Raw genomic sequence first — 25,634 nt, forward strand, 5'->3', positions numbered from 1 at the left:
TTGTCACCTGTATAACCAGTAGGCGGTGGCGTCGATGTTGGCACCACTCGCAATATAACGTTTAAGCGCGGCGGTGTTGCCCACCTGGGTCGCCACCCGCAGCGTCTCAACCTGCTGCAGCTGCGCCCAGTGCAGCGCCGCCTGCATGAGTTTCTCCCCCATGCCGCGCCCGGCTAATAAGCCAATACGCGCCTCGCGCTCGTTAAGCTTGCGCAGCGAGACAAATCCCTGGATCTGGCCGTTCGCTGCACGGAAAATCAGGCAGACGTGGTCAAAGGTACCTTTGACCGCATTCTCTACCCACTGGGCATAGAAACGTCCGCTATCGTCAGGCGCATACCAGGGCGTGCGAAAGCGGCTCTGCGCAAACGCCCGGCCCGCCATCTGGCGCAGCACAGGAATGTCCTGTTCCGTTGCAATTTCCGCGCCGGACGCATCGTGCCGGGTGAGGGTGATGGAAAGGTCTACCTCGCCTTCAACCAGCTGAAAACCGTGTTGCTGGAGCGCGTCAAGCAGGTCGGCACGGTCCGCCGGGATCTTAGCCTGCACGCGCTGCCAGGCGCTGAAGTCAGCGTCCTGCAAAGCTGGCGCATTCTCACGCCAGCGGACTATCGCCGAGGGGCGGGCAAAAAATGCGCTTTCCCACTCAAGGGATTCCAGCACGCCGTGGAGTGCACTCAACGCCATACGCCTTTCGTATCAACCACATACTGCTGACGCACTGCATCACCGGACGTCGCTTTAAACTCTTTATGGTCCACCAGCAGCACCAGCACGTCCGCCGTAGCCAGCGCGTCATTGAGCGCCGTCAGCGTGCAGTGCCCCGCCAGTTTTGCCGGCAGTTCATGAATATTTGGCTCGACCACCAGCGTTTCGCCCTTGTGCCATTCGGCAATCATCTCAGCAATTTCCATCGCCGGGCTTTCGCGCAGATCGTCAATATTGGGTTTAAATGCCAGACCAAAGCAGGCAATTTTCAGCTCGCTGGCGCGCTTGCCGCTCTCTGCCAGACAATCCGCTACAGTCGCTTTAACCTGGTTGAGCACCCAGTGAGGTTTGCTATCGTTCACTTCACGTGCGGTGCGAATCAGGCGCGCCTGCGCCGGGTTCTGCGCCACGATAAACCACGGGTCGACGGCGATACAGTGACCGCCCACCCCTGGGCCAGGCTGGAGAATGTTGACGCGCGGATGGCGATTCGCCAGGCGGATTAACTCCCAGACGTTAATCCCCTGATCGGCACAGATCAGCGACAGTTCGTTTGCGAAGGCGATGTTAACGTCACGGAAGCTGTTTTCCGTCAGCTTGCACATCTCGGCGGTGCGGGAGTTGGTTACTACGCATTCGCCTTCCAGGAAAATCTTGTACAGCGAGCTGGCGCGTTCAGAACAGACCGGCGTCATGCCGCCTATCACCCGGTCGTTTTTAATCAGTTCGACCATCACCTGCCCCGGCAGCACGCGCTCCGGGCAGTAGGCGATGTTGATATCCGCCTGCTCACCGGCCTGCTGTGGGAAGCGTAAATCAGGACGCGCATCGGCCAGCCACTGCGCCATCTGCTCGGTAGCGCCGACGGGAGAAGTCGACTCCAGAATTACCAGCGCCCCTTTCTTCAGCACGGGGGCAATAGATTTTGCCGCCGCCTCGACGTAGACCATATCGGGCTCGTGGTCGCCTTTAAAGGGCGTTGGAACGGCAATCAGGTAGGCATCCGCTTCCACTGGCGTCGTGCTGGCGCGCAGGAAGCCGCCATCAACCGCCTCTTTCACCACGCGGTCAAGATCGGGCTCCACAATATGAATTTCGCCACGATTAATGGTTTCTACCGCACGTGCGTTGATATCCACACCAACAACCTGCTTTTGACGGGAGGCGAATGCCGCCGCAGTAGGCAGGCCAATGTAGCCAAGACCAATAACAGAGATGGTAGTAAAACTCATAGCGATACCCGATTGTGTTTAAGTGCTTGCAAAATACGGCCACAAGCCTGCCCGTCTCCGTAGGGATTGTGGGCCCGGCTCATCGCCTGATACGCTTCATCGTCGTGCAGAAGGCGCGTGACCTCTTCGACGATGAGCTGTGCGTTGGTGCCGACAAGACGCACTGTCCCGGCTTTAACCGCTTCCGGACGTTCAGTGGTTTCACGCATCACCAGCACCGGCTTGCCAAGAGAGGGCGCTTCTTCCTGAATCCCACCGGAATCGGTGAGGATCAGCCAGGCGTGGTTCATCAGCCAGACAAACGGCATGTAGTCCTGCGGTTCAATCAGCAGGACGTTTTCGACGTGGCCCAGGATGCGGTTGACCGGCTCGCTGACGTTAGGGTTAAGGTGTACCGGATAGACAATTTGCACATCGTCGTTCTGCGCGGCGATTTCAGCCAGCGCGTGACAGATTTGCTCAAAGCCCCGACCAAAGCTTTCGCGACGGTGGCCAGTGACCAGAATGGTTTTTTTGCCGTTATTCAGGAAAGGATAGCGGGCAGCGAGGTCTTTCTGCAGATCGCTGTTTGCCAGCACGCGATCGCGTACCCAAATCAACGCGTCAATGACCGTATTGCCGGTCACAAAGATCTTGTTATCGGCGACATTTTCACGCAGCAGATTCTGGCGAGAGTTCTCGGTTGGCGCAAAGTGATACATCGCCAGATGCCCGGTAAGCGTACGGTTGGCCTCTTCCGGCCATGGAGAATAAAGATTGCCGGTGCGCAGACCCGCTTCAACATGGCCGACGGGAATACGCTGGTAAAACGCGGCCAGGCTTGTTGCCATCGTCGTCGTGGTATCCCCGTGCACCAGCACGACGTCGGGCTTGAATGACTCCAGGATCGGCTTGAGATCCTGCAGAATGCGGCAGGTTATTTCCGTCAATCCCTGTCCCGGCTTCATAATATTAAGGTCGTAATCCGGGACGATGGAAAAGAGGGTTAGGACCTGATCGAGCATCTCACGGTGCTGGGCCGTGACGCAGACCTTCGCTTCAATATCAGGATCGCTGGCCAGCGCATGAACCAGAGGCGCCATCTTAATGGCCTCCGGCCTGGTGCCAAATACGGTAAGTACTTTCACATCGATTCTCTTCGATTAGGCGATGAAGGCCGCAGCCTTCATCGTAAACGGCGTTCTTAGTTTGTACGACGACGCGTTAACGCCACGCCAGCACCAACGAGTGCACCCACAATACCCCACATGATCATCAGGAATGCGCGGCGCGGACTGTCGCGTTTTACAGGTTCTTCAGGCGTTCTCAAATAACGATAGGTCTGAAAACGCGGGTCCAGGGAGGGACCGACATTAAGCGTGTTAAGCATCGCGCGGTTTTGATCGTAGTCGAGATCAAAATCAGGCCCAACGGCCTGCAGGTTTTCCAGACGGGCCTGCAGCATTGGGCGACCAAGAAGGAACATTTCAGAATCAGGCAATTCATCAGCCGGAACATCCGTCTCAGTGCGGGAAATGTTGTGCTGTTCCGCAATTTTCAGCGCCTGCTGAATGTTATGCACGCGGCGCGCAAAAATGGCGTTTGCCACCTCTTCCTGACGTTTGACCTGCGCCTTCATTTGGATAGTGCGGGCTGCCCAGGCGCCTTTAAGCTCTTCATTCAGATGACTTGCGGCACGCTGGCTGGCAAACGCGACGTACTGGCGCAACAGGTTGTTTGCATCCGGCGCGGTTTCGGCAATCAGCTTGACGCTGTCGTTGACGTTACGCAGCACGTCGCCTGGCATGAACTGAATATTGTTAATCAGATCGTCCAGCAGCGCGGCATCGGCTTTGGTGTTATCAACCCGACGCTGCTTGAAGTAATCTGTCTGGGACCAGAAATCGCGGCGCGTATCCCACGAGGCCAGCTGCATCACAAACTCTTTGTAGGCCTCATCCATAACGGAAGCATGGTCCGGGGTGGCAAGGCTGGCTTTAATATCCAGGTTTCGCAGGAACTGCTGCTGGGAGTAGTACCCCCCGAGCATGTTAACCGTGGGTCTGTCCGTGATTGCCGTGGCGCTCCACTCCTGTTTTGCAAAGAACGTGTAGGCTAGCGCTAACAGTGCAAACCCCAGCGCGATCCCCACAATCCAAAGTTTGCCTGCCCATAACACGCGAAACAAACCCCGAATGTCCAGTTCATTCTCTGTTACCACTGATTTCGCTCCCGCCAACGGTTGAGTCATCATAGTCCCGGTTTTACTTAGTTAATGTTGTGTTTTTGCTACTGTTACGTCGCATCCTGCGCTTAATACGTTTAATGAATCGCGCCACCTTCCATGCGCGCTTAATGCAGTAGCCGTAGAGAGAAAATGCTAGCAAGAACAATACCAACATGGCCCACTCAGGCACAAAGTGCGTATATTCCGCCGTCACGCCAATCCCCGCTAGAATAGCAGCCGCCAGCGTAATAAGCACAAATGCCTGCCGGGAAGTGAATCCGGCTCGCATGATCAAATGATGAATGTGCTGACGGTCAGCAGAGAATGGACTCATTCCTTTACGCAGGCGGCGATACATAATCGCAACCATATCCATTAAGGGGATGGCAATAATCCATAGCGCCGTTACCGGGCTGATGGGATGCACATCGCCCTGAGTGGTTTCCAGCAAGATCCAAATGACAGTAAAGCCGATAAGCGTGCTACCCGCATCGCCCATGAAGACTTTATAGCGTCGGCCCAATGCGCCGAGATTTAACAGGATATAAGGCAGGATGGCAGCAATCATGGCGAAACACCACATAGCAAGGCTATATTGCCCATCGAACCATAAAATGAAACCAATGGCGGCAAATGAGACGCAGGACAGGCCACCAAGCAAACCATCAATACCGTCAACCATGTTGAACGCGTTAATCGCCACCCACACGGCAAAAAGTGTCAGGAAATAGCCGAATGGGCCGAGTTCCATCTCCCAGGCCCCGAAAATATAGCCCAGGCTACTCAGGTGCAACTTAGCAAACACCATCATTGCAATAGCGACAGCTGCCTGAACGAAAGCGCGGATTTTGACGCTGATGTCGTATCTATCGTCCAGCGCACCAATCACAACAAGAACTGTTGAGCATATGAGATAAAGCCTGGCATGCGGAATATAGTAATCTGCAATAGCAAAAGTGAAGCAGATCCCCGCAAAAACAGAGATGCCACCGACCAGAGGGATCATGCCTTGATGACGTTTACGGAAGTTGGGTTTATCCACTAAGCCCAGATATTTTGCAACCTTACGTGCCAGAAACAAAAAGCAGGTGGTAAACAAGAAAATACTGGTTAGTTCAGTAAACGTATCAAGTAGGTTCACAATGGATGTTCTCAACAAATGTTAGTCAAGGAAGTATAACCATCAAGGGGCCGCGCCTGAAGTTATAAAGCAAACCTCTTACAATTCCATTTGTTTATTATTCAAGCTATTAATGTTTTTACTGTGCGAATTATCTTATTGTCGCACTGACCGGTCAAAATTGGGAGTAGGCGATACTAGCGTATAGTCCATAAAAGAAAAACGCCACGTAAAAACGTGGCGTTCGCTGGCTTTATTTACGTTACGAGCGCTTCATCATGTCGAAGAAATCGTCGTTGGTTTTGGTCATCGCCAGTTTGTTAATGAGGAACTCCATCGCGTCAATTTCACCCATTGGATGGATGATTTTGCGCAGGATCCACATTTTCTGCAGCTCTTCCTGGGTGGTGAGCAGCTCTTCTTTACGGGTACCGGAACGGTTGTAGTCGATAGCCGGGAAGACACGTTTTTCAGCGATCTTACGAGAGAGGTGCAGTTCCATGTTACCTGTACCTTTAAACTCTTCGTAGATAACCTCGTCCATTTTGGAGCCGGTATCGATCAGCGCCGTTGCGATGATGGTCAGGCTGCCGCCCTCTTCCACGTTACGTGCCGCACCGAAGAAGCGTTTTGGACGGTGCAGGGCGTTAGCGTCCACACCACCGGTCAACACTTTACCGGAAGCTGGCACCACGGTGTTGTAGGCACGCGCCAGACGGGTGATGGAGTCAAGCAGGATGATCACGTCTTTCTTGTGCTCAACCAGGCGTTTCGCCTTCTCGATAACCATTTCCGCAACCTGAACGTGGCGAGATGCTGGCTCGTCGAAGGTAGAAGCAACCACTTCACCTTTAACCAGACGCTGCATCTCGGTCACTTCTTCCGGACGTTCGTCAATCAGCAGCACCATCAGCACGCAGTCTGGGTGGTTGTAGGCAATGCTCTGCGCGATGTTCTGCAGCAGCATGGTTTTACCCGCTTTTGGCGGGGCCACAATCAGACCACGCTGGCCGCGACCGATTGGCGATGCCAGATCCAGGACGCGCGCGGTTAAGTCTTCGGTAGAACCGTTACCACGCTCCATGCGCAGGCGAGAGTTCGCGTGCAGAGGCGTTAAGTTCTCAAAGAGGATCTTGTTACGCGAGTTTTCTGGTTTATCGAAGTTAACTTCATTGACTTTCAACAGCGCAAAGTAGCGTTCACCCTCTTTAGGAGGACGAATCTTACCTGAAATGGTGTCACCAGTGCGGAGGTTGAAACGGCGGATTTGGCTGGGGGATACGTAGATGTCGTCAGGGCCGGCGAGGTAGGAGCTGTCTGCAGAGCGGAGGAAACCAAATCCGTCTTGCAATATCTCCAGCACACCGTCGCCAAAGATATCTTCGCCACTCTTAGCGTGCTGCTTCAGGATGGCGAAAATGATGTCCTGCTTGCGCATACGAGCCTGGTTTTCCAGTCCCATATTTTCGCCGAGAGTGATCAGCTCAGAAACCGGCGTATTCTTTAATTCGGTAAGATTCATAATGGTGTGGGTTCTTAAACTCGGAGTGATTCTCGAACTTAATGTTGTGAATGGTATGGCAGGGTCATCCATGCCTGTTTAGCGGCCATCACCTCATGTCTGTTCGCTGTCTGGTCACAGGGAAAGAACGCAGAACTGAAACGACAAGACGGATTGAGTGACAAGCCCGGAATTTAGCCACTTCACGCATTGTTCATGTCAACAAAGGGAAGTATCGGGTAAAACAAGATTCAAACAATAGATATGTTTAAAACGAAGTCATAGCTAACTTAGCACGACTTCAGCCGGGCGTCCAGAGTTCCACATCATTTAGCCGAGGGCTCTGGACGCACAGCGGAGAAACCTTACGCCAGGTTAGCGTCCAGGAACTCTTTCAGCTGACCTTTGGACAGCGCGCCCACTTTGGTCGCCGCCACTTCGCCGTTTTTGAACAGCAGAAGGGTCGGGATGCCACGGATACCGTATTTCGGTGCGGTGCCCGGGTTCTGGTCGATGTTCAGCTTGGCAACCGTCAGTTTGCCCTGATATTCGTCAGCGATCTCATCCAGAATCGGGGCGATCATTTTGCAAGGACCACACCATTCAGCCCAGAAATCGACGAGGATCAGCCCGTCAGCCTTAAGTACGTCCGTGTCAAAACTGTCGTCAGTCAGGTGAATAATTTTATCGCTCATATATAACTCCACAGGAATAAGCCTGGTACGTTGGTTTTGTCTCCACCAACGACGTGTTGATGTCGCATTAACCAACTAAAGGTTGACTTTATTTCACCGGATACGCTTTCGTAAAGCAATAGTAAGCTGATATTCTACCACACTATGAGCAAAACACATTTAACAGAACAGAAGTTTTCCGACTTCGCCCTGCACCCAAAAGTGATCGAAGCCCTTGAAACAAAAGGGTTTCATAACTGCACGCCCATTCAGGCTCTCGCCCTGCCGCTGACGCTGGCCGGTCGCGATGTTGCAGGGCAGGCGCAAACCGGTACCGGCAAAACGATGGCGTTTTTAACGTCAACGTTCCATTATTTACTTTCTCACCCAGCGATTGCAGACCGCAAAGTTAACCAGCCGCGCGCGCTAATTATGGCCCCGACGCGAGAACTGGCGGTACAGATCCATGCAGACGCTGAACCCCTGGCACAGGCTACTGGCCTGAAGCTTGGCCTGGCCTATGGCGGCGACGGCTACGATAAGCAGCTGAAAGTGCTGGAAAGCGGCGTGGATATCCTGATTGGGACCACCGGCCGTCTTATCGACTACGCCAAACAGAACCATATCAACCTCGGCGCCATCCAGGTTGTGGTGCTTGATGAAGCTGACCGCATGTACGATCTGGGCTTCATTAAAGATATCCGCTGGCTTTTCCGCCGCATGCCGCCGGCAAATCAGCGCCTGAACATGCTGTTCTCTGCCACCCTTTCTTATCGCGTACGCGAGCTGGCGTTCGAGCAGATGAACAACGCCGAGTATGTGGAAGTGGAGCCGGAGCAGAAAACGGGCCACCGCATTAAAGAAGAGCTCTTCTATCCTTCCAATGAAGAGAAAATGCGTCTGCTGCAAACGTTGATTGAAGAAGAGTGGCCCGATCGCGCCATTATCTTCGCGAACACTAAACACCGCTGTGAAGACATCTGGGGCCATTTGGCTGCCGACGGTCACCGTGTTGGCCTGTTGACCGGCGACGTGGCGCAGAAAAAACGCCTTCGGATCCTCGACGAGTTCACCCGTGGCGATCTTGATATTCTGGTCGCAACCGATGTGGCGGCACGTGGTTTACACATTCCGGCCGTGACGCACGTTTTTAACTACGATCTGCCAGACGACTGCGAAGACTACGTACACCGTATCGGTCGTACCGGTCGTGCGGGCGCAAGCGGTCACTCGATTAGCCTTGCGTGTGAAGAGTATGCGCTGAATCTTCCAGCCATTGAGACCTACATCGGTCACTCTATTCCGCAGAGTAAATACAATCCGGAAGCGCTGTTAAGCGAACTGCCGCCGCCTAAGCGTCTTTCCCGCCCGCGCTCCGGCAATGGTCCGCGTCGTTCAGGCGGCGCACCGCGTAATCGTCGTCGTTCAGGTTAATACATTATGCTCAGCTCCACCTCGCTCTATGCGGCAATTGATCTCGGTTCGAATAGTTTTCATATGCTGGTTGTGCGTGAGGTGGCGGGAAGCATACAAACGCTGACGCGCATTAAGCGCAAGGTCCGCCTCGCGGCGGGCCTGAGCAGTGATAATTACCTCTCGCCTGAAGCCATGGAACGTGGCTGGCAATGCCTGCGGCTCTTTGCTGAGCGTCTGCAGGATATCCCGCATGCTCAAATCACCGTTGTCGCCACAGCGACGCTCAGACTGGCGGTTAACGCCGTAGATTTTATTGCCAAAGCGCAGGAAATTCTGGGGTGTCCGGTTCAGGTTATCAGCGGTGAAGAAGAAGCACGCCTGATCTACCAGGGCGTTGCCCACACCACCGGGGGTGACGATCGCCGTCTGGTGGTGGATATCGGCGGTGCCAGTACCGAACTGGTAACCGGCACCGGCGCGCAGGCAACGTCGCTGTTCAGCCTGTCGATGGGCTGCGTAACATGGCTTGAACGTTACTTTACTGACCGGAATCTGGGTAAAGAGAACTTCGACGAGGCGGAAAACGCCGCGCGCGCAGTGCTACGCCCGGTAATGGACGAACTGCGCTATCACGGCTGGAAAGTCTGCGTCGGGGCTTCGGGTACCGTGCAGGCCCTGCAGGAAATCATGATGGCGCAGGGCATGGACGAGCGGATTACGCTTGCCAAACTTCAGCAGCTTAAACAGCGTGCCATTCAGTGCGGACGTCTGGAAGAGCTGGAAATTGAAGGCCTGACGCTGGAACGTGCCCTGGTTTTCCCAAGCGGACTGGCCATTCTGATCGCCATATTCACCGAACTGAATATCCAGTGTATGACTCTGGCCGGCGGCGCACTGCGCGAAGGTCTGGTCTACGGGATGCTGCATCTGTCGGTGGATCAGGACATCCGCAACCGTACGCTGCGCAACGTCCAGCGTCGTTTTCTGGTTGATATCGATCAGGCTGGCCGCGTATCACAGCTGGCATCACGCTTTGCCGACCAGGTCGCTAACGCCTGGGATCTTGATCATCTGAGCCGCGATTTATTGCTGAGCGCCTGTGCGCTGCACGAGGTGGGGCTCAGTATAGATTTTAAGCAGGCACCTGCTCACGCAGCGTATCTGGTGCGCAACCTGGATTTGCCGGGCTACACGCCCGCACAGAAAAAGCTGCTGGCAACGCTGCTGCTGAACCAGACCAACGCCGTCGATCTCTCCTCTTTGCATCAGCAAAATGCCGTACCGCCGCGCGTGGCCGAGCATCTGTGTCGCCTGCTGCGTCTGGCAATTCTGTTTGCCAGCCGCCGCCGCGATGATTTGTTACCCGCCATTAATCTGCTAGCCGATGATGAGAAGCTGACGCTGACGCTGCCGGAAAACTGGATTGAGAATCACCCGCTTGGGGCAGAGATGATCGAGCAGGAGTGCCAGTGGCAGAGCTATGTGCACTGGGTGCTTGAGGTGAAGTAATACGCTGAACACTGCCGGGTGGCGGCTTCGCCTTACCCCGGCCTACTCATCATTATCCCTTCTCTTTGGCTTTTGCCAGCATGGCGCGAATGTTCGCCACGTTAGCCTGCCCTTTGTGCATCCGCTCTTCCGCGGTAATCACTTTGCGCTCCTGTTCCCAGATCAGATCGTCCTGCGGTAGTTCCAGCAGGAAACGGCTGGGTTCCGGACGCACGAGTTCACCGTACTGACGGCGCTCTTTACAGAGCGTGAACGTCAGCTCCTTTTGCGCGCGGGTGATCCCCACGTAGGCCAGACGGCGCTCCTCGTCGACATTATCTTCATCAATGCTGCTCTGGTGCGGCAATAAACCTTCTTCCATACCGACCAGATACACATACGGGAACTCCAGCCCTTTTGACGCATGCAACGTCATCAGCTGAACCTGGTCGGCCTCTTCTTCGCTCTCGCCGCGCTCCATCATGTCGCGCAGGGTAAAGCGGGTGACCACCTGCGTTAACGTCATCGGCTCATCTATCTCAGAGCCTTCCAGCATTTCGGTCATCCAGCTAAAAAGCTGGTTAACGTTTTTCATACGCATTTCTGCCGCTTTCGGGCTGGCAGAGGTTTCGTACAGCCAGGATTCGTAGTCAATGCCGTGGATCAGATCGCGTACCGCCGCCACGGGCTCGCGCTCAGCCAGGCGCTGCACTTCACCCAGCCAGTGAGTGAAGCGGGTTAAATTATCATACCCGCGCCCCGTCAGCGTCTGGCTCAGCCCCATATCAAAGCTGGCGGTAAACAGGCTCTTATTGCGGGTCATCGCCCATTCGCCCAGCTTTTGCAGCGTCGCCGGACCAATCTCGCGCTTTGGTGTATTCACGATGCGCAGAAACGCGCTGTCGTCATCCGGGTTCGTGAGCACGCGCAGATAGGCCAGCAGATCTTTAATTTCTGGCCGCGAGAAGAACGAAGTGCCGCCGGAAATTTTGTACGGAATGCGGTTCTGCATCAGCATCTTTTCAAAGACGCGCGACTGGTGATTGCCGCGATAGAGGATCGCGTAATCCTTGTATTCGGTTTTATTGACGAAGTGGTGGGCGATCAGTTCGCCCGTCACGCGCTCCGCCTCATGCTCTTCATTATTGGCGCTGAGCACCTTCAGCTCCGTACCGTAGCCAAGTTCGGAGAAGAGACGCTTTTCAAAAACGTGCGGGTTATTGGCAATAAGGATGTTTGCCGCCTTCAGGATGCGCCCGGAGGAACGGTAGTTCTGCTCCAGCTTAATCACCTGCAGCGCGGGGAAATCTTTGCTCAGAAGCACCAGGTTTTGCGGGCGGGCGCCGCGCCAGGAGTAAATTGACTGGTCATCATCGCCAACCACGGTGAAGCGCGCGCGATGCCCCACCAGCAGCTTCACCAGCTCGTACTGGCTGGTGTTGGTGTCCTGATATTCATCCACCAGCAGGTAGCGGATTTTATTCTGCCAGCGCTCGCGCACCTCTTCATTTCGCTGTAAAAGCAGCGTCGGTAAGAGGATCAGATCGTCGAAGTCCAGCACGTTGCACGCTTTCATGTGCGCGTCGTACAGACCATAGCAGTGGGCGAAGATCCGATCCCGTTCGCCTTTGGCGATCGCCGCAGCCTGGGCCGGGGTCATCAGATCGTTTTTCCAGTTCGAGATCGTTGAGATCAGCTGCTGCAACAGCACCTTATCATCCTCGATCAGCCCCTCGGTGAGCTCTTTGAGCAACGCCACCTGGTCGGTGTCATCGAACAGCGAAAAGTTGGATTTCATCCCCAGCGCGGCGTATTCACGTTTAATGATATCCAGCCCCAGCGTGTGGAAGGTAGAGATCATCAGCCCGCGCGCTTCTTTGCGCCCCAGCGTCTGGCCAACACGCTCTTTCATCTCGCGCGCCGCTTTGTTGGTAAAGGTAACCGCCGCAATGTGGCGGGCCTGATAGCCGCAGCCGCGGATCAGGTGCGCAATCTTATTGGTGATGACGCGCGTTTTACCGGATCCTGCGCCCGCCAGCACCAGACACGGTCCGGTTACAAATTCGACGGCTTGTTGTTGTCCGGGATTTAGACGCATAAATGATCGCTCAATGAAAGTCAGGAGGGGAGAATAACAGCGTGGTAGTATAGCGAGCCTAATCCATACCACTCAAGGCACGATCATGGCAAAAACAGCAGCAGCACTGCATATTCTTGTTAAAGAAGAGAAACTGGCTCTGGATCTTCTGGAGCAGATCAAAAACGGCGCCGACTTCGGCAAACTAGCGAAGAAGCACTCTATTTGTCCGTCAGGCAAGCGTGGCGGCGATTTAGGCGAATTCCGTCAGGGTCAAATGGTTCCGGCGTTCGATAAAGTGGTCTTCTCCTGCCCGGTGCTGGAGCCAACCGGTCCGCTGCATACTCAGTTCGGTTATCACATTATTAAAGTGCTGTATCGCAAATAAAAAAGCCGGGTGGCGGCTGCGCCTTACCCGGCCTACATCTTACGTTTTTGTAGGTCGGGTAAGCGAAGCGCTACCCGACAAGGTTGTTAACCTGCTACAGCAATACGTTTCATATCAGTCATGTAGCCGCGCAGTTTGTGGCCCACTTTCTCGATCTGGTGGCTGCGAATCGCTTCGTTTACGTCGCGCAGCTGCGCGTTGTCTACCGCACCTTCCGCAATCGCTTTGCCCAGATCGCCCGTCTGCAGGGTGGTCATGAACTCTTTCAGCAGCGGTACGCAGGCGTAAGAGAACAGATAGTTACCGTATTCTGCGGTATCAGAGATAACCACGTTCATTTCGTACAGACGCTTACGGGCGATGGTGTTCGCGATCAGCGGCAGCTCGTGCAGAGATTCGTAGTACGCAGACTCTTCGATGATGCCGGAATCCACCATGGTTTCGAACGCCAGCTCAACGCCTGCTTTCACCATCGCAATCATCAGTACGCCTTTATCGAAGTACTCCTGCTCGCCGATTTTACCTTCATACTGCGGCGCAGTTTCGAACGCGGTTTTACCGGTCTCTTCACGCCAGGTCAGCAGTTTCTTGTCGTCGTTGGCCCAGTCCGCCATCATGCCGGAAGAGAATTCGCCGGAGATGATGTCGTCCATATGTTTCTGGAACAGCGGCGCCATAATGGTTTTCAGCTGTTCAGACAAAGCGTAAGCACGCAGTTTTGCCGGGTTGGACAGACGGTCCATCATCAGCGTAATGCCGCCCTGCTTCAGCGCTTCGGTGATGGTTTCCCAGCCGAACTGAATCAGTTTTTCTGCGTATGCCGGGTCGGTACCTTCTTCCACCAGCTTGTCGAAGCAAAGCAGAGAACCCGCCTGCAGCATGCCACACAGAATGGTCTGCTCGCCCATCAGGTCAGATTTCACTTCCGCAACGAAGGAAGATTCCAGCACGCCAGCGCGGTGACCGCCGGTCGCCGCAGCCCAGGCTTTGGCAATCGCCATGCCTTCGCCTTTCGGATCGTTTTCCGGGTGAACTGCGATAAGCGTCGGCACGCCGAAGCCACGCTTGTACTCTTCACGCACTTCCGTACCCGGGCACTTCGGCGCCACCATCACTACGGTGATGTCTTTACGGATCTGCTCGCCCACTTCAACGATGTTGAAGCCGTGGGAGTAACCCAGCGCGGCGCCGTCTTTCATCAGCGGCTGTACGGAACGCACCACGTCAGAGTGCTGCTTGTCTGGCGTCAGGTTAACGACCAGGTCCGCCTGCGGGATCAGCTCTTCATAGGTACCCACTTTGAAGCCGTTTTCAGTCGCTTTACGCCATGAAGCGCGCTTCTCGGCAATCGCTTCTTTACGCAGGGCGTAAGAGATATCCAGACCGGAGTCACGCATGTTCAGGCCCTGGTTCAGGCCCTGTGCGCCACAGCCGACGATGACCACTTTTTTACCCTGAAGGTAGCTCGCGCCATCGGCAAATTCATCGCGCGCCATGAAGCGGCATTTGCCCAGCTGCGCCAGCTGCTGGCGCAAGTTCAGTGTATTAAAGTAGTTAGCCATGGGTGATACCTCGTGATGTTGTGTGTCTTATTGTTCGGTTCGCGTTTCAGCGAGAATGTACCCACATTACAACAGGAAATTTATTGCGGAAATTGATATATTCACAACGTCACATTGCAATTTTTGCAATGTAAAAAGAGGGAGTGGAATCGGTGGATTTACGCGATCTAAAAATGTTCCTGCACCTGGCGGAAAGCCGTCACTTTGGCCGCAGTGCCCGGGCGATGCACGTCAGCCCGTCCACGCTTTCGCGCCAGATCCAGCGCCTTGAGGAAGACCTAGGCCAGCCGCTTTTCGTGCGCGATAACCGTACCGTTACCCTCACGGAAGCGGGCGAAGAGCTGCGCATTTTTGCCCAACAGACGCTGTTACAGTACCAGCAGCTGCGGCACTCTATTGATCAGCAGGGGCCATCACTCTCCGGTGAGCTGCATATTTTCTGCTCCGTGACCGCCGCCTACAGCCATCTGCCCCCCATTCTCGACCGCTTCCGCGCAGCGCATCCGTCGGTTGAAATTAAGCTCACCACCGGCGACGCCGCCGACGCAATGGAAAAAGTGGTGACCGGCGAAGCGGATCTCGCCATCGCCGGAAAACCCGAAACCCTGCCGGGCGCGGTGGCGTTCTCGATGCTGGAGAATCTGGCGGTGGTGCTGATTGCCCCGGCCCTGCCCTGCCCGGTGCGTAATCAGGTATCGGTAGAAAAACCGGACTGGTCGACGGTGCCGTTTATCATGGCCGATCAGGGGCCGGTGCGCCGCCGCATCGAGCTGTGGTTCCGCCGTCAGAAAATCAGCAATCCGTCGATTTACGCCACCGTTAGCGGTCATGAGGCGATGGTGTCGATGGTGGCGCTCGGCTGCGGCGTGGCGCTGCTGCCGGAAGTGGTGCTGGAAAACAGCCCGGAACCGGTGCGCAACCGCGTGATGATTCTGGAGCGCAGCGACGAGAAGACGCCGTTTGAGCTAGGCGTGTGCGCACAAAAAAAGCGGCTGCATGAGCCGCTTATTGATGCGTTCTGGACGATATTGCCGAACCACTAGCCAGCCAGAAAGAACCTGAACGCCGGGTTGTGGGTTTCGTCGTGGCACTCATAGCCCAGCTCGTTCAGCCGCGTTTCGAAATCCGGCTCGTGCTCGCCCAGCTCGAACGCCGCCAGCACGCGGCCGTAGTCGGTGCCGTGGCTACGGTAGTGGAACAGAGAGATGTTCCAGTGCGTGCCCAGCGTGTGCAAGAACTTGAGCAACGCGCCCGGTGATTCCGGAAACTCGAAGCTGAACAGGCGTTCCTGGAGCGGCTTTGAGGGACGACCGCCAACCATATAACGCACGTGCAGCTTAGCCATTTCATCGTCGGACAGATCGACCACGCTGTAGCCGCCATCGTGCAGCAGGCTGAGGATCTCTTTACGTTCCTCCACGCCACGGCTCAGACGCACGCCGACAAAAATGCAGGCATCTTTCGCATCGGCAAAGCGGTAGTTGAACTCCGTTACCGAACGTCCCCCCAGAAGCTGGCAGAACTTGAGGAAGCTGCCCTTTTCTTCCGGAATCGTCACCGCCAGCAGCGCTTCACGCTGTTCGCCCAGCTCGCAGCGCTCGGAAACGTAGCGCAGACCGTGGAAGTTCACGTTCGCACCAGAGAGCACGTGCGCCAGCCGCTCGCCGCGAATGTTGTGCTGGGCGATGTATTTTTTCATCCCCGCCAGCGCCAGCGCGCCGGACGGCTCCGCCACCGCACGCACATCCTCGAACAGATCTTTCATCGCCGCGCAGATGGCGTCGCTGTCGACGGTGACGATATCGTCCAGATACTCCTGACACAGACGGAAGGTTTCATCGCCAATGCGCTTCACCGCCACGCCCTCGGCAAACAGCCCAACGCGCGGCAGGTCTACCGGGTGACCGGCGTCCAGCGCCGCCTTCAGGCAGGCAGAGTCTTCCGCCTCAACGGCGATGACTTTAATCTGCGGCATCAGCTGTTTAATCAGCACCGCCACGCCTGCCGCCAGCCCGCCGCCGCCCACTGGGACGAAGACGCGGTCGAGATGGGCATCCTGCTGCAACAGCTCAAGCGCCAGCGTGCCCTGCCCGGCAATCACCATCGGGTGATCGAACGGCGGCACCCAGGTGAAGCCCTGCTGCTGCGCCAGCTCGATCGCTTTGGCTTTGGCTTCGTCAAAGTTCGCGCCGTGGAGCAGCACTTCTCCGCCAAAACCGCGCACCGCGTCGACTTTGATATCCGCGGTAGCAACCGGCATCACGATCAGCGCTTTCAGACCCAGACGGGCCGAGGAGAAGGCAACGCCCTGAGCATGGTTGCCCGCCGACGCGGTAATGACGCCGCGCGCTTTCTGCTCATCCGTCAACCCGGCCATCATCGCGTAAGCACCGCGCAGCTTGAAGCTGTGCACCGGCTGGCGGTCTTCGCGCTTCACCAGAATGACGTTGTCGAGGCGCGAGGAGAGTTTTTCCATTTTTTGCAGGGGCGTGACCTGCACGGCTTCATAGACCGGCGCGCGTAGCACCGCTCTCAGGTATTCCGCCCCCTCAGGGGCGGCGGATAAGGGTTGTGACTCGGCCATCATTAGCCCCCAAGTTTAGATTTATCGCGCACCGCGCCTTTATCTGCACTGGTTGCAAGGCTCGCGTAGGCGCGCAGGGCGAAGGAGACTTCACGCTGGCGATCTTTCGGCGTCCAGGCTTTGTCGCCGCGGGCTTCCTGCGCTTCACGGCGGGCCGCAATCTCCTGGTCGCTCAGCTTCAGCTGAATGCCGCGATTCGGAATGTCGATTTCAATCAGATCGCCATCTTCGATGATCGCGATGTTGCCGCCGCTTGCCGCTTCCGGGGAGACGTGGCCGATGGAGAGACCAGACGTGCCGCCGGAGAAACGACCGTCGGTGATCAGCGCACAGGCTTTACCGAGGCCCATCGATTTCAGGAAGGTGGTCGGGTAGAGCATCTCCTGCATGCCCGGGCCGCCTTTCGGCCCTTCGTAGCGAATGACAACCACGTCGCCTTCCACCACTTTGCCGCCGAGGATGGCATCTACCGCCTCGTCCTGGCTTTCGTACACTTTCGCCGGACCGGTGAATTTCAGGATACTGTCATCCACGCCTGCGGTTTTCACGATGCAGCCGTTTTCCGCAAAGTTACCGTACAGCACCGCCAGACCGCCGTCTTTGCTGTAGGCGTGCTCCAGCGAGCGGATGCAGCCTTCAGCACGGTCGTCATCCAGCGTGTCCCAGCGGCAATCCTGCGAGAACGCCTGGGTGGTGCGAATACCGGCCGGACCGGCGCGGAACATCTTTTTCACCGCGTCGTCTTTGGTCAGCATCACGTCGTACTGGTCCAGCGATTCCGGCAGCGTCAGGCCGAGGACGTTTTTCACGTCGCGGTTCAGCAGCCCGGCGCGATCCAGCTCGCCCAGGATACCGATGACGCCACCCGCGCGGTGCACATCTTCCATGTGGTACTTCTGGGTACTCGGCGCGACTTTACACAGCTGCGGCACTTTGCGGGAGAGCTTGTCGATGTCGCTCATGGTGAAGTCGATTTCCGCTTCCTGCGCGGCGGCCAGCAGGTGCAGAACGGTGTTAGTGGAGCCGCCCATGGCGATATCCAGCGTCATGGCGTTTTCGAACGCCGCTTTACTGGCGATATTGCGCGGCAGCGCGCTGGCATCGTCCTGCTCGTAGTAGCGTTTGGTCAGCTCAACGATACGTTTACCGGCGTTGAGGAACAGCTGCTTACGGTCGGCGTGGGTCGCCAGCAGCGAGCCGTTGCCCGGCTGGGAAAGGCCCAGCGCTTCGGTCAGGCAGTTCATGGAGTTGGCCGTGAACATGCCGGAACAGGAGCCGCAGGTCGGGCACGCGGAGCGTTCCACCTGATCGCTCTGCTCGTCAGAGACTTTCGGGTCTGCGCCCTGGATCATCGCATCGACCAGGTCGAGCTTGATGATTTTGTCGGAGAGCTTGGTTTTACCCGCCTCCATCGGACCGCCGGAGACGAAGATCACCGGAATGTTCAGGCGCAGGGAGGCCATCAGCATCCCCGGGGTGATTTTGTCGCAGTTGGAGATACAGACCATCGCATCGGCGCAGTGGGCGTTGACCATATACTCCACCGAGTCGGCGATCAGCTCGCGCGACGGCAGTGAATAGAGCATTCCCCCGTGGCCCATTGCGATACCGTCATCCACCGCAATGGTGTTGAACTCTTTCGCCACGCCGCCGGAGGCTTCGATTTGCTCGGCAACCAGCTTACCGAGATCGCGCAGATGCACGTGGCCCGGTACAAACTGGGTGAAGGAGTTCACCACGGCGATAATTGGCTTGCCGAAATCGGCGTCGGTCATTCCGGTGGCGCGCCACAGTGCGCGGGCACCCGCCATGTTACGGCCGTGGGTGGTGGTGGCTGAACGATACTTAGGCATGCTTTATTGACTCCCGTCTGACTATTTAATGGGACGGTGCGTGCCGTCCCACATTTATATTTAGTGATTAACCTGATCCAACCAGCCGTATTTGTCTTCTGTTTCGCCGGTGAAGAGGCCAAAGAACGCTTGCTGAATGCGCTTGGTGACCGGGCCACAGCGGCCTTCGCCCACCTGGATACCGTCTACGCTGCGAACCGGCGTGATTTCAGCCGCGGTACCGGACATGAACACTTCGTCTGCCAGGTAGAGGGATTCGCGGGACAGCACCTGCTCGCGCACTTCGATACCCAGATCTTTCGCCAGCTTGATGATCGCATCACGGGTGATGCCCGGCAGCGCGGAAGATGTGAACGGCGGGGTAAACAGAATGCCGTCTTTTACTTCAAACAGGTTTTCGCCCGCGCCTTCTGAGATGTAGCCGTTCACGTCGAGGGCGATGCCTTCCTGATAGCCGTGGCGGCGCGCTTCGCTGCCGACCAGCAGTGAGGAGAGGTAGTTACCGCCCGCTTTTGCGGCAGTCGGGATGGTGTTTGGCGCCACGCGGTTCCAGGAAGAAACCATTGCGTCGATCCCCTGATCCAGTGCTTCTGCGCCCAGGTAGGCGCCCCACGGGAACGCAGCAATGATCACATCGGTGTTGTAACCGGCCGGCGGGTTCACGCCCATGCCCACGTCACCCACGAAGACCAGCGGGCGAATATAGGCGCTGGTCAGTTTGTTCTGGCGAATCACTTCGCGGCAGGCTTCCATCAGCTCATCAACGCTTTGAGAGACCGGGAAACGATAAATTTTGGCTGAGTCATGCAGACGCTGCATGTGTTCGCGATGGCGGAACACCACTGGCCCTTTGTGAGAATCGTAGCAACGGATGCCTTCAAACACGGAGGTACCGTAGTGCAGCGCATGGGACATCACGTGAACTTTCGCGTCTTCCCAGCGAACCATCTCACCATTGAACCAAATGTAATCAGCTTTTTTTGTCGTCATTTTTTCGTCCTGTCACGCTCAAGCGCGGATTTGTTGTGATGTGGTTGTGCTCTGGCAGATGGCAACATGGGCAACGTCTACCAGCTTTGATAACTGACTAAACAGTAAGTCGACCGGCCGCGGGCTGGCAACGGTTAATTCGATACTGATGTTCTGGGCGTCGGTGGCCGTTTCCATATTCATAGAGCAAATCTGAAAACCACGGTGGCGGACCACGCGCAAAACGCGTTCTAACGTTTCCGGGTTGAAGCGAGCCTGCACGGCGACCTGATGTTGCATCATGATAATTTCTCCAGCATTTGTGAGTTACTGGCACCGGGCGGTACCAACGGCCAGACGTTCTCAAGCTCGTCGATTGAGACATGAAGCAGGTATGGCCCTTCGCTTGACAGCATGGTGTCGAGTGCCGCTTCAACCTGGTCTTTACGGGTGATGTGCTGGCCAGGAATGCCGAAGGCGCTGGCCAGGGTGAGGAAATCGGGGTTATCGGTCAGGGTTGTCTCGCTGTAACGCTCCTGGAAGAACAGCTGCTGCCACTGGCGAACCATCCCTAAACGCTGGTTATCGAGCAACACGATCTTCAGCGGTAACTGCTTGCGCTTCACGGTGCCGAGCTCCTGAACGTTCATCATGAAGGAGCCGTCACCGGAGATACAGATCACGGTATCGTTCGGGCGGGCCACCTGTGCGCCAACGGCTGCCGGCAGGCCAAAGCCCATCGTGCCTAAGCCGCTGGAGGTGATGAAGTTCTCCGGGCGGGTGTAGGTCATGTGCTGGGCTGACCACATCTGATGCTGGCCCACATCGGTCGTCACCACGCTGTCGGCGGGTTTACGGTCGGACAACTGCTTCAACAGCAGCGGCGCATAGATGGCATCGCCGGGGTGGTCGTAACGCCAGGCATGCTCAGCGCGCATGTCTGCAGTGTGCTGACGCCATGCGTTGATATCCAGCGGCTGCTCCAGCGCCGGTAACAGCGCGTTAAGATCGCCCTGCAACGCCACGTGCGCCTGACGCAGTTTGTTCATCTCCGCCGGGTCGATATCCATGTGGATCACTTTGGCATTCGGCGCGAAGGTATTCAGCTTGCCGGTGACGCGGTCGTCAAAACGGGCGCCTGCGACGATAAGCAAGTCGCATTCCTGCACCGCCAGGTTTGCCGCTTTAGTGCCGTGCATTCCCAGCATGCCGAGGTAGTACGGGTAGTCCGCGTCTACCGCACCCAGACCTTTCAGGGTGCAGGTGGCGGGCATTTGCGTGGTTGCAAGGAACGCGCGAAGCGCCGGAACAGCCTGCGCCATCCCCACCCCGCCGCCGACGTACAGCATCGGCTGCTTCGCCTGCGCCATCATCTGACGCGCCTCTTCAACCTCTGCATGCGGAAACGCATCGTCGCTTTTCACGGTGGAGAAATGCGGCTCCAGATCGCCAGGTGCAACCTGGATATCTTTCGGGATATCCACCAGAACCGGGCCAGGACGGCCAGAACTGGCAACCTCGAACGCTTCTGCCATCACGCGCGGCAGCTCTTCGAGGGACTGAACGAGGAAGCTGTGCTTGGTGCAGGCCAGCGATAAGCCGAGGACGTCTACTTCCTGGAAGGCATCGGTACCGATAAACGGAGAGGCCACCTGACCGGTAATCGCCACGACAGGGACTGAATCGAGCAGCGCGTCAGCCAGGCCGGTGATCAGGTTCGTTGCGCCCGGACCTGAGGTCGCCATGCATACACCGGTTTTACCTGTCGCGCGGGCATAGCCGATGGCTGCCATCGCTGCGCCCTGCTCGTGTCGGCACAAGAGGTGTTCCACGCCGCCGTCATACAGTGCATCGTAAATCGGCATAATTGCGCCACCCGGATAACCGAATACGGTTTCGACTCCCTGCGCGCGCAACGCATGTACTACCCATTGTGCCCCATTCATAGTTAGTTCCCCGTCATAAATCTGGAGAAACAGAATTTTGTGCTAGTCGTCATTCTCTGCTCCTCATTTAAGTTTTTTAGTCATAAAAAAACCCCCGGACCTTTCGGTGCGGGGGTCTTAGTTCGTTAAGGCTTGATTTCTAAGCCTTTCCTCGTCCAAGTGCAGCCCCGCACGGTGGGATAATAATCACCACCACGCTAATCACGACCAGGCTAATCACTCGTAGAAGGGCTGTCATTTTCAGTTCTTTTTGCATCTTGTTCGAAGGAATACCTAAAGAGTTATCACAGTTTTTAAATCAAACACAAGATTTATTTATGAAGGATTTGGTTAGCAAGCGAACAAAATTTCATGAACGCATTGTTTTATATGAGGAAATTTGGAAGTGAATATTTTTCATTTTTTATTGCAGATCTAACCGTTAAAACGCGCCTTTTTACATTTTGCGAGTGTGCTTCCACGGTTATGCAATGGTTTCAATGCTCCCTGAAAATCTCTGAACAGGCGGCGTAAATACGTAAAAAGAGGCTAAACAGAGAAAACAGGCACTGGCATAGTCAGACCAGGAGGTAGTACAAATGTCACTGTCAGTTGTTTATACGCGAGCGGCTCTCGGGGTAAAGGCTCCGCTTATTTCCGTAGAGGTTCATTTGAGTAATGGGCTGCCCGGACTCACGCTTGTCGGGTTACCTGAAACCACGGTTAAAGAGGCCAGGGACCGCGTTCGTAGCGCAATAATAAACAGCGGTTATACCTTCCCCGCGAAGAAGATCACCATCAACCTTGCTCCCGCCGACCTGCCCAAAGAGGGTGGGCGATACGATTTACCTATCGCAATTGCGCTTCTCGCGGCTTCTGAGCAGCTTAATACGACCAGGCTAGGCTCGTATGAGTTCGTGGGTGAACTCGCGCTCACAGGCGCACTGAGAGGCGTTCCCGGTGCGATATCGGGAGCGCTGGAAGCCATACGTGCAGGGCGGCAAATCGTTGTGGCCAATGAAAACGCATCAGAAGTGAGTCTTATTGCAGAAAAGGGATGTCTCATCGCCGGGCATCTTCAGGAAGTGTGCGCCTGGCTGGAAGGCCGCCACGAACTGTCCGAGCCGGAAGAGTGCGACGAGGCTATAGCGGATGCGCCAGAAGACCTCAGCGAGATCATGGGACAGGAACAAGGGAAACGGGCGCTGGAGATTACGGCAGCGGGTGGTCACAATCTCCTGCTGATTGGCCCGCCGGGTACGGGCAAAACCATGCTGGCAAGCAGGCTAAGCGGATTGCTCCCGCCGCTTAATAACCATGAAGCGCTGGAAAGCGCCGCCATCTATAGCCTGATCGGTTCGACGTCGTTGCACAAACAGTGGCGTCGACGTCCCTTTCGTTCGCCGCATCATAGCGCGTCACTGACGGCAATGGTCGGTGGTGGGTCTATTCCGGGGCCGGGTGAGATCTCGCTGGCACACAATGGCATTCTGTTTCTCGATGAGTTGCCTGAGTTTGAGCGCCGCGTGCTGGATGCGCTGAGGGAGCCCATTGAATCCGGTGAGATACATATTTCACGCACGCGAGCCAAAATAAGCTATCCCGCCCGTTTTCAGCTCGTGGCGGCGATGAACCCCAGTCCGACGGGGCATTATCAGGGCAACCATAACCGCTGTACGCCAGAGCAGACGCTGCGCTATCTGGGAAAGCTGTCTGGCCCGTTTCTCGACCGTTTCGATTTATCACTGGAAATCCCCCTTCCGCCGCCGGGCCTGCTCAGGCAGACGGATAAACTGGGTGAAAGCTCCGCGCATGTTCGCGAGCGGGTTATCGCGGCACAGGCGAGACAGTATGCCCGTCAAAACAGGCTGAATGCACGACTGGATAATGCAGGGATCCGACAGTTTTGTTCTCTTAACGTTGAAGATGCGGCTTGGCTGGAGGAGACGTTGACGCGCTTTGGCCTTTCCATACGTGCGTGGCAGCGCTTGTTAAAAGTAGCCAGAACCATTGCGGACGTGGAGGGCTGTACTGATATTGCGAGGAAACACTTGCAGGAAGCGCTGAGCTATCGGGCGATCGATCGTTTGCTTTTGCATCTGCAAAAGTTACTGGCATAAAAAAAGGGGCCGTAGCCCCTTTTTTTATTAGTCGTCAGACTCGGTGTAGTCTTCTGCACCTTCCATCTGCGGTTTACCGCCAGACAGCGTATGGAAACGTTTTGGACGCTTAATGCGAGCCATGTACTTGATCCATACACGTTCTGCTTCAGACTGCGGCTCACGCTCACCACGGCACACTGAGACAAACTGTTTTTCATCTTCAGTTGCAGGCTCACGTTTACCCAGATCCAGCTCGTTAAAGGCATAACCATGACGCTCAAGCAGCTGCGCCTCTTTGATGGTGAAATCGCCGTGACGAGAGAACCCGCGCGGATAATGTTTATTGTCGAAAAAACGATTAGTCGTCGTAAAGCTTTCCGCCATCCTACACGCTCCTAATTCTTTGGCCGAGCTATTTATGGCGCGGAGTATTAGTTACGCTTGACAGAGTGTAAAACAAAACATTTAAATCATAACGACAAATTATTTTGCGGAGAAAGATGTGGATACGGAATTGCTAAAAACTTTCCTTGAAGTGAGCAGAACGCGTCACTTCGGGCGAGCCGCTGAAGCCCTTTACCTGACGCAGTCAGCAGTCAGTTTTCGTATTCGACAGCTGGAAAATCAACTGGGTGTGAATCTTTTTACCCGCCATCGCAACAATATCCGCCTCACGCCTGCCGGTGAAAAACTGCTTCCGTATGCGGAGACATTGATGAATACCTGGCAGGCAGCGCGCAAAGAGGTTGCGCATACGTCGAGGCACAACGAGTTCTCGATAGGGGCCAGCGCATCTCTGTGGGAATGCATGCTCAGTCAGTGGCTTACCCGGCTATATCACTCCCATGGCCATTTACAATTTGAAGCCAGAATTGCGCAACGTCAGTCGCTGGTTAAGCAACTTCATGAGCGTCAGTTGGATCTGCTGATCACTACAGAAGCCCCCAAGATGGACGAATTTAGCAGCCAGATTGTTGGACAGTTCGGTCTGGCTCTTTATGCTTCTGAACCCTCAAAGATGAAAGCAGACCTGACCTATTTGCGGCTGGAGTGGGGACCTGATTTTCAGCAACATGAGACGGGATTGATCGCACCTGATGATGTTCCACAGTTAACAACCAGTTCTGCCGAGATTGCCTGTCAGCAACTCCCCTTGCTGAAGGGTTGCACCTGGTTACCAGTCCGTTGGGCAGATACCAAGCCTGGACTGCATACCGTGGTGGATTCCACTACCCTTTCGCGGCCGCTGTATGCGATTTGGCTGCAAAATAGCGACAAGCAATCGCAAATAAAAGATCTATTAAAAATCAATGTAATGGATTGATGCTGAGGCCAGCAGGGACGCTGGCTGCATTTAAGAATGCTGAAATCTCATCGGGTTTCAGGCAAAAAAAAATCCTTTGCCGAAGCAAAGGATTCTATATGGCAGGGGCGGAGAGACTCGAACTCGCGACACCCGGTTTTGGAGACCGGTGCTCTACCAACTGAGCTACGCCCCTAAAGTTTTTTGCCATTAAGCCTGCCATTACTGGCAGGCTTAACGTCTTAATAAGTGGCGGAACGGACGGGACTCGAACCCGCGACCCCCTGCGTGACAGGCAGGTATTCTAACCGACTGAACTACCGCTCCACCGAAGACTGCTTGTAACCACCGGATTAATGCACCGGCTTACTACTTAATTGATGCCTGGCAGTTCCCTACTCTCACATGGGGAGACCCCACACTACCATCGGCGCTACGGCGTTTCACTTCTGAGTTCGGCATGGGGTCAGGTGGGACCACCGCGCTAAAGCCGCCAGGCAAATTCTGTTAATCTGTATCAGGCTGA

Annotated in this window: 23 protein-coding genes, 2 tRNA genes and 1 rRNA gene; 6 read left to right on the forward strand and 20 right to left on the reverse strand. The window is 55.7% G+C overall.

Features of this window, described 5'->3' with window-relative positions; translation table 11 throughout:
- Window positions 1-3: 3 nt before the first annotated feature.
- From rffC to trxA, 7 genes are all read right to left on the reverse strand, one after another.
- The gene (gene rffC / locus A6013_RS22695) at window positions 4-681 is read right to left on the reverse strand and encodes a dTDP-4-amino-4,6-dideoxy-D-galactose acyltransferase (RefSeq protein ID WP_069733814.1); all 678 of its coding nucleotides are present in this window, start codon (window positions 679-681) and stop codon (window positions 4-6) included.
- Window positions 678-1,940: a UDP-N-acetyl-D-mannosamine dehydrogenase gene (gene wecC / locus A6013_RS22700; RefSeq protein ID WP_069733809.1), complete on the reverse strand. Its 1,263-nt coding sequence runs from the start codon at window positions 1,938-1,940 to the stop codon at window positions 678-680. Before wecC ends, rffC begins: the two co-directional genes overlap by 4 nt.
- The gene (wecB, locus tag A6013_RS22705; RefSeq protein WP_065421375.1) at window positions 1,937-3,067 is read right to left on the reverse strand and encodes a non-hydrolyzing UDP-N-acetylglucosamine 2-epimerase; all 1,131 of its coding nucleotides are present in this window, start codon (window positions 3,065-3,067) and stop codon (window positions 1,937-1,939) included. Before wecB ends, wecC begins: the two co-directional genes overlap by 4 nt.
- A gap of 56 nt (window positions 3,068-3,123) precedes the next feature.
- Window positions 3,124-4,170 carry an ECA polysaccharide chain length modulation protein gene (wzzE, locus tag A6013_RS22710; protein ID WP_069733810.1) on the reverse strand — a complete coding sequence of 349 codons (1,047 nt, stop codon included), beginning with the start codon at window positions 4,168-4,170 and terminating at the stop codon, window positions 3,124-3,126.
- 13 nt (window positions 4,171-4,183) lie between these two features.
- Complete coding sequence (wecA, locus tag A6013_RS22715; protein WP_028014814.1) at window positions 4,184-5,287, reverse strand: UDP-N-acetylglucosamine--undecaprenyl-phosphate N-acetylglucosaminephosphotransferase; 1,104 nt, start codon at window positions 5,285-5,287, stop codon at window positions 4,184-4,186.
- A 241-nt stretch (window positions 5,288-5,528) separates the two neighbouring features.
- Window positions 5,529-6,788, reverse strand: coding sequence for a transcription termination factor Rho (gene rho / locus A6013_RS22720; protein ID WP_008501566.1), 1,260 nt, complete (start codon window positions 6,786-6,788; stop codon window positions 5,529-5,531).
- 344 nt (window positions 6,789-7,132) lie between these two features.
- On the reverse strand, window positions 7,133-7,462 hold the full coding sequence (gene trxA / locus A6013_RS22725) for a thioredoxin TrxA (RefSeq protein ID WP_006179218.1): 330 nt from the start codon (window positions 7,460-7,462) through the stop codon (window positions 7,133-7,135).
- A gap of 144 nt (window positions 7,463-7,606) precedes the next feature.
- Here trxA and rhlB point away from each other — a divergent pair, with 144 nt between their 5' ends.
- Together rhlB and gppA are read left to right on the forward strand one after the other, a co-directional pair.
- Window positions 7,607-8,875, forward strand: a complete 1,269-nt coding sequence (gene rhlB, locus A6013_RS22730) for an ATP-dependent RNA helicase RhlB (protein ID WP_028014815.1) — start codon at window positions 7,607-7,609, stop codon at window positions 8,873-8,875.
- A gap of 6 nt (window positions 8,876-8,881) precedes the next feature.
- Complete coding sequence (gppA, locus tag A6013_RS22735) at window positions 8,882-10,366, forward strand: guanosine-5'-triphosphate,3'-diphosphate diphosphatase (RefSeq protein WP_047366695.1); 1,485 nt, start codon at window positions 8,882-8,884, stop codon at window positions 10,364-10,366.
- A 52-nt stretch (window positions 10,367-10,418) separates the two neighbouring features.
- On the opposite strand, the gene rep is transcribed toward gppA, so the two are convergent.
- Window positions 10,419-12,443: a DNA helicase Rep gene (gene rep / locus A6013_RS22740; protein WP_069733811.1), complete on the reverse strand. Its 2,025-nt coding sequence runs from the start codon at window positions 12,441-12,443 to the stop codon at window positions 10,419-10,421.
- Between the two features lie 85 nt (window positions 12,444-12,528).
- Here rep and ppiC point away from each other — a divergent pair, with 85 nt between their 5' ends.
- Window positions 12,529-12,810 (forward strand): peptidylprolyl isomerase PpiC, encoded by a 282-nt coding sequence (ppiC, locus tag A6013_RS22745; RefSeq protein ID WP_004886861.1) that lies wholly within the window; start codon window positions 12,529-12,531, stop codon window positions 12,808-12,810.
- Between the two features lie 86 nt (window positions 12,811-12,896).
- Here ppiC and ilvC read toward each other — a convergent pair whose 3' ends face one another.
- A complete protein-coding gene (gene ilvC / locus A6013_RS22750; RefSeq protein ID WP_021242831.1) occupies window positions 12,897-14,372 on the reverse strand; it encodes a ketol-acid reductoisomerase in 1,476 nt (491 codons plus the stop codon).
- A gap of 152 nt (window positions 14,373-14,524) precedes the next feature.
- On the opposite strand from ilvC, the gene ilvY reads away from it, so the two are divergent.
- Window positions 14,525-15,415, forward strand: coding sequence for an HTH-type transcriptional activator IlvY (gene ilvY, locus A6013_RS22755; protein WP_008501572.1), 891 nt, complete (start codon window positions 14,525-14,527; stop codon window positions 15,413-15,415).
- Here ilvY and ilvA read toward each other — a convergent pair.
- The 7 genes from ilvA to ilvL form a co-directional block, all read right to left on the reverse strand.
- The gene (gene ilvA, locus A6013_RS22760; protein WP_032660750.1) at window positions 15,412-16,956 is read right to left on the reverse strand and encodes a threonine ammonia-lyase, biosynthetic; all 1,545 of its coding nucleotides are present in this window, start codon (window positions 16,954-16,956) and stop codon (window positions 15,412-15,414) included. The two genes, ilvY and ilvA, sit on opposite strands and share 4 nt — an antisense overlap.
- Before the next feature lie 2 nt (window positions 16,957-16,958).
- Window positions 16,959-18,809 carry a dihydroxy-acid dehydratase gene (gene ilvD / locus A6013_RS22765; RefSeq protein WP_047366694.1) on the reverse strand — a complete coding sequence of 617 codons (1,851 nt, stop codon included), beginning with the start codon at window positions 18,807-18,809 and terminating at the stop codon, window positions 16,959-16,961.
- 60 nt (window positions 18,810-18,869) lie between these two features.
- Window positions 18,870-19,799 (reverse strand): branched-chain-amino-acid transaminase, encoded by a 930-nt coding sequence (gene ilvE, locus A6013_RS22770; protein WP_003860182.1) that lies wholly within the window; start codon window positions 19,797-19,799, stop codon window positions 18,870-18,872.
- Between the two features lie 18 nt (window positions 19,800-19,817).
- Window positions 19,818-20,081: an acetolactate synthase 2 small subunit gene (gene ilvM, locus A6013_RS22775; protein WP_003860184.1), complete on the reverse strand. Its 264-nt coding sequence runs from the start codon at window positions 20,079-20,081 to the stop codon at window positions 19,818-19,820.
- Window positions 20,078-21,724, reverse strand: coding sequence for an acetolactate synthase 2 catalytic subunit (gene ilvG / locus A6013_RS22780; RefSeq protein WP_069733812.1), 1,647 nt, complete (start codon window positions 21,722-21,724; stop codon window positions 20,078-20,080). Before ilvG ends, ilvM begins: the two co-directional genes overlap by 4 nt.
- 2 nt (window positions 21,725-21,726) lie before the next feature.
- The gene (ilvX, locus tag A6013_RS27405; protein WP_166792073.1) at window positions 21,727-21,777 is read right to left on the reverse strand and encodes a peptide IlvX; all 51 of its coding nucleotides are present in this window, start codon (window positions 21,775-21,777) and stop codon (window positions 21,727-21,729) included.
- A gap of 86 nt (window positions 21,778-21,863) precedes the next feature.
- Window positions 21,864-21,962, reverse strand: a complete 99-nt coding sequence (gene ilvL / locus A6013_RS25565) for an ilv operon leader peptide (RefSeq protein WP_001311244.1) — start codon at window positions 21,960-21,962, stop codon at window positions 21,864-21,866.
- Between the two features lie 340 nt (window positions 21,963-22,302).
- Here ilvL and A6013_RS22785 point away from each other — a divergent pair, with 340 nt between their 5' ends.
- The gene (locus A6013_RS22785) at window positions 22,303-23,823 is read left to right on the forward strand and encodes a YifB family Mg chelatase-like AAA ATPase (RefSeq protein ID WP_048959813.1); all 1,521 of its coding nucleotides are present in this window, start codon (window positions 22,303-22,305) and stop codon (window positions 23,821-23,823) included.
- 27 nt (window positions 23,824-23,850) lie between these two features.
- On the opposite strand, the gene A6013_RS22790 is transcribed toward A6013_RS22785, so the two are convergent.
- Window positions 23,851-24,189 carry a DUF413 domain-containing protein gene (locus tag A6013_RS22790; protein WP_008501577.1) on the reverse strand — a complete coding sequence of 113 codons (339 nt, stop codon included), beginning with the start codon at window positions 24,187-24,189 and terminating at the stop codon, window positions 23,851-23,853.
- Window positions 24,190-24,307: 118 nt separating this feature from the next.
- Here A6013_RS22790 and hdfR point away from each other — a divergent pair, with 118 nt between their 5' ends.
- Complete coding sequence (gene hdfR / locus A6013_RS22795; RefSeq protein WP_028014823.1) at window positions 24,308-25,129, forward strand: HTH-type transcriptional regulator HdfR; 822 nt, start codon at window positions 24,308-24,310, stop codon at window positions 25,127-25,129.
- A 99-nt stretch (window positions 25,130-25,228) separates the two neighbouring features.
- Here hdfR and A6013_RS22800 read toward each other — a convergent pair.
- From A6013_RS22800 to rrf, 3 genes are all read right to left on the reverse strand, one after another.
- Window positions 25,229-25,304: transfer RNA gene (locus A6013_RS22800), tRNA-Trp, on the reverse strand.
- 54 nt (window positions 25,305-25,358) lie between these two features.
- Window positions 25,359-25,435 (reverse strand) — tRNA-Asp (locus A6013_RS22805).
- A gap of 55 nt (window positions 25,436-25,490) precedes the next feature.
- Window positions 25,491-25,606 (reverse strand): 5S ribosomal RNA (rrf, locus tag A6013_RS22810).
- Window positions 25,607-25,634: the final 28 nt, after the last annotated feature.

The organism is Enterobacter sp. IF2SW-B1, from assembly GCF_001743375.1.
GTDB classification, from domain to species: Bacteria; Pseudomonadota; Gammaproteobacteria; order Enterobacterales; family Enterobacteriaceae; genus Enterobacter; species Enterobacter bugandensis.

Coding starts and splice junctions, on each gene's coding strand:
- wecC (WP_069733809.1), bottom strand. CDS start 1,940: ATGAGTTTTACTACCATCTCTGTTATTGGTCTTGGCTACATTGGCCTG.
- wzzE (WP_069733810.1), bottom strand. CDS start 4,170: ATGACTCAACCGTTGGCGGGAGCGAAATCAGTGGTAACAGAGAATGAA.
- rho (WP_008501566.1), bottom strand. CDS start 6,788: ATGAATCTTACCGAATTAAAGAATACGCCGGTTTCTGAGCTGATCACT.
- trxA (WP_006179218.1), bottom strand. CDS start 7,462: ATGAGCGATAAAATTATTCACCTGACTGACGACAGTTTTGACACGGAC.
- rhlB (WP_028014815.1), top strand. CDS start 7,607: ATGAGCAAAACACATTTAACAGAACAGAAGTTTTCCGACTTCGCCCTG.
- gppA (WP_047366695.1), top strand. CDS start 8,882: ATGCTCAGCTCCACCTCGCTCTATGCGGCAATTGATCTCGGTTCGAAT.
- rep (WP_069733811.1), bottom strand. CDS start 12,443: ATGCGTCTAAATCCCGGACAACAACAAGCCGTCGAATTTGTAACCGGA.
- ppiC (WP_004886861.1), top strand. CDS start 12,529: ATGGCAAAAACAGCAGCAGCACTGCATATTCTTGTTAAAGAAGAGAAA.
- ilvC (WP_021242831.1), bottom strand. CDS start 14,372: ATGGCTAACTACTTTAATACACTGAACTTGCGCCAGCAGCTGGCGCAG.
- ilvA (WP_032660750.1), bottom strand. CDS start 16,956: ATGGCCGAGTCACAACCCTTATCCGCCGCCCCTGAGGGGGCGGAATAC.
- ilvD (WP_047366694.1), bottom strand. CDS start 18,809: ATGCCTAAGTATCGTTCAGCCACCACCACCCACGGCCGTAACATGGCG.
- ilvE (WP_003860182.1), bottom strand. CDS start 19,799: ATGACGACAAAAAAAGCTGATTACATTTGGTTCAATGGTGAGATGGTT.
- ilvM (WP_003860184.1), bottom strand. CDS start 20,081: ATGATGCAACATCAGGTCGCCGTGCAGGCTCGCTTCAACCCGGAAACG.
- ilvG (WP_069733812.1), bottom strand. CDS start 21,724: ATGAATGGGGCACAATGGGTAGTACATGCGTTGCGCGCGCAGGGAGTC.
- ilvL (WP_001311244.1), bottom strand. CDS start 21,962: ATGACAGCCCTTCTACGAGTGATTAGCCTGGTCGTGATTAGCGTGGTG.
- A6013_RS22785 (WP_048959813.1), top strand. CDS start 22,303: ATGTCACTGTCAGTTGTTTATACGCGAGCGGCTCTCGGGGTAAAGGCT.
- A6013_RS22790 (WP_008501577.1), bottom strand. CDS start 24,189: ATGGCGGAAAGCTTTACGACGACTAATCGTTTTTTCGACAATAAACAT.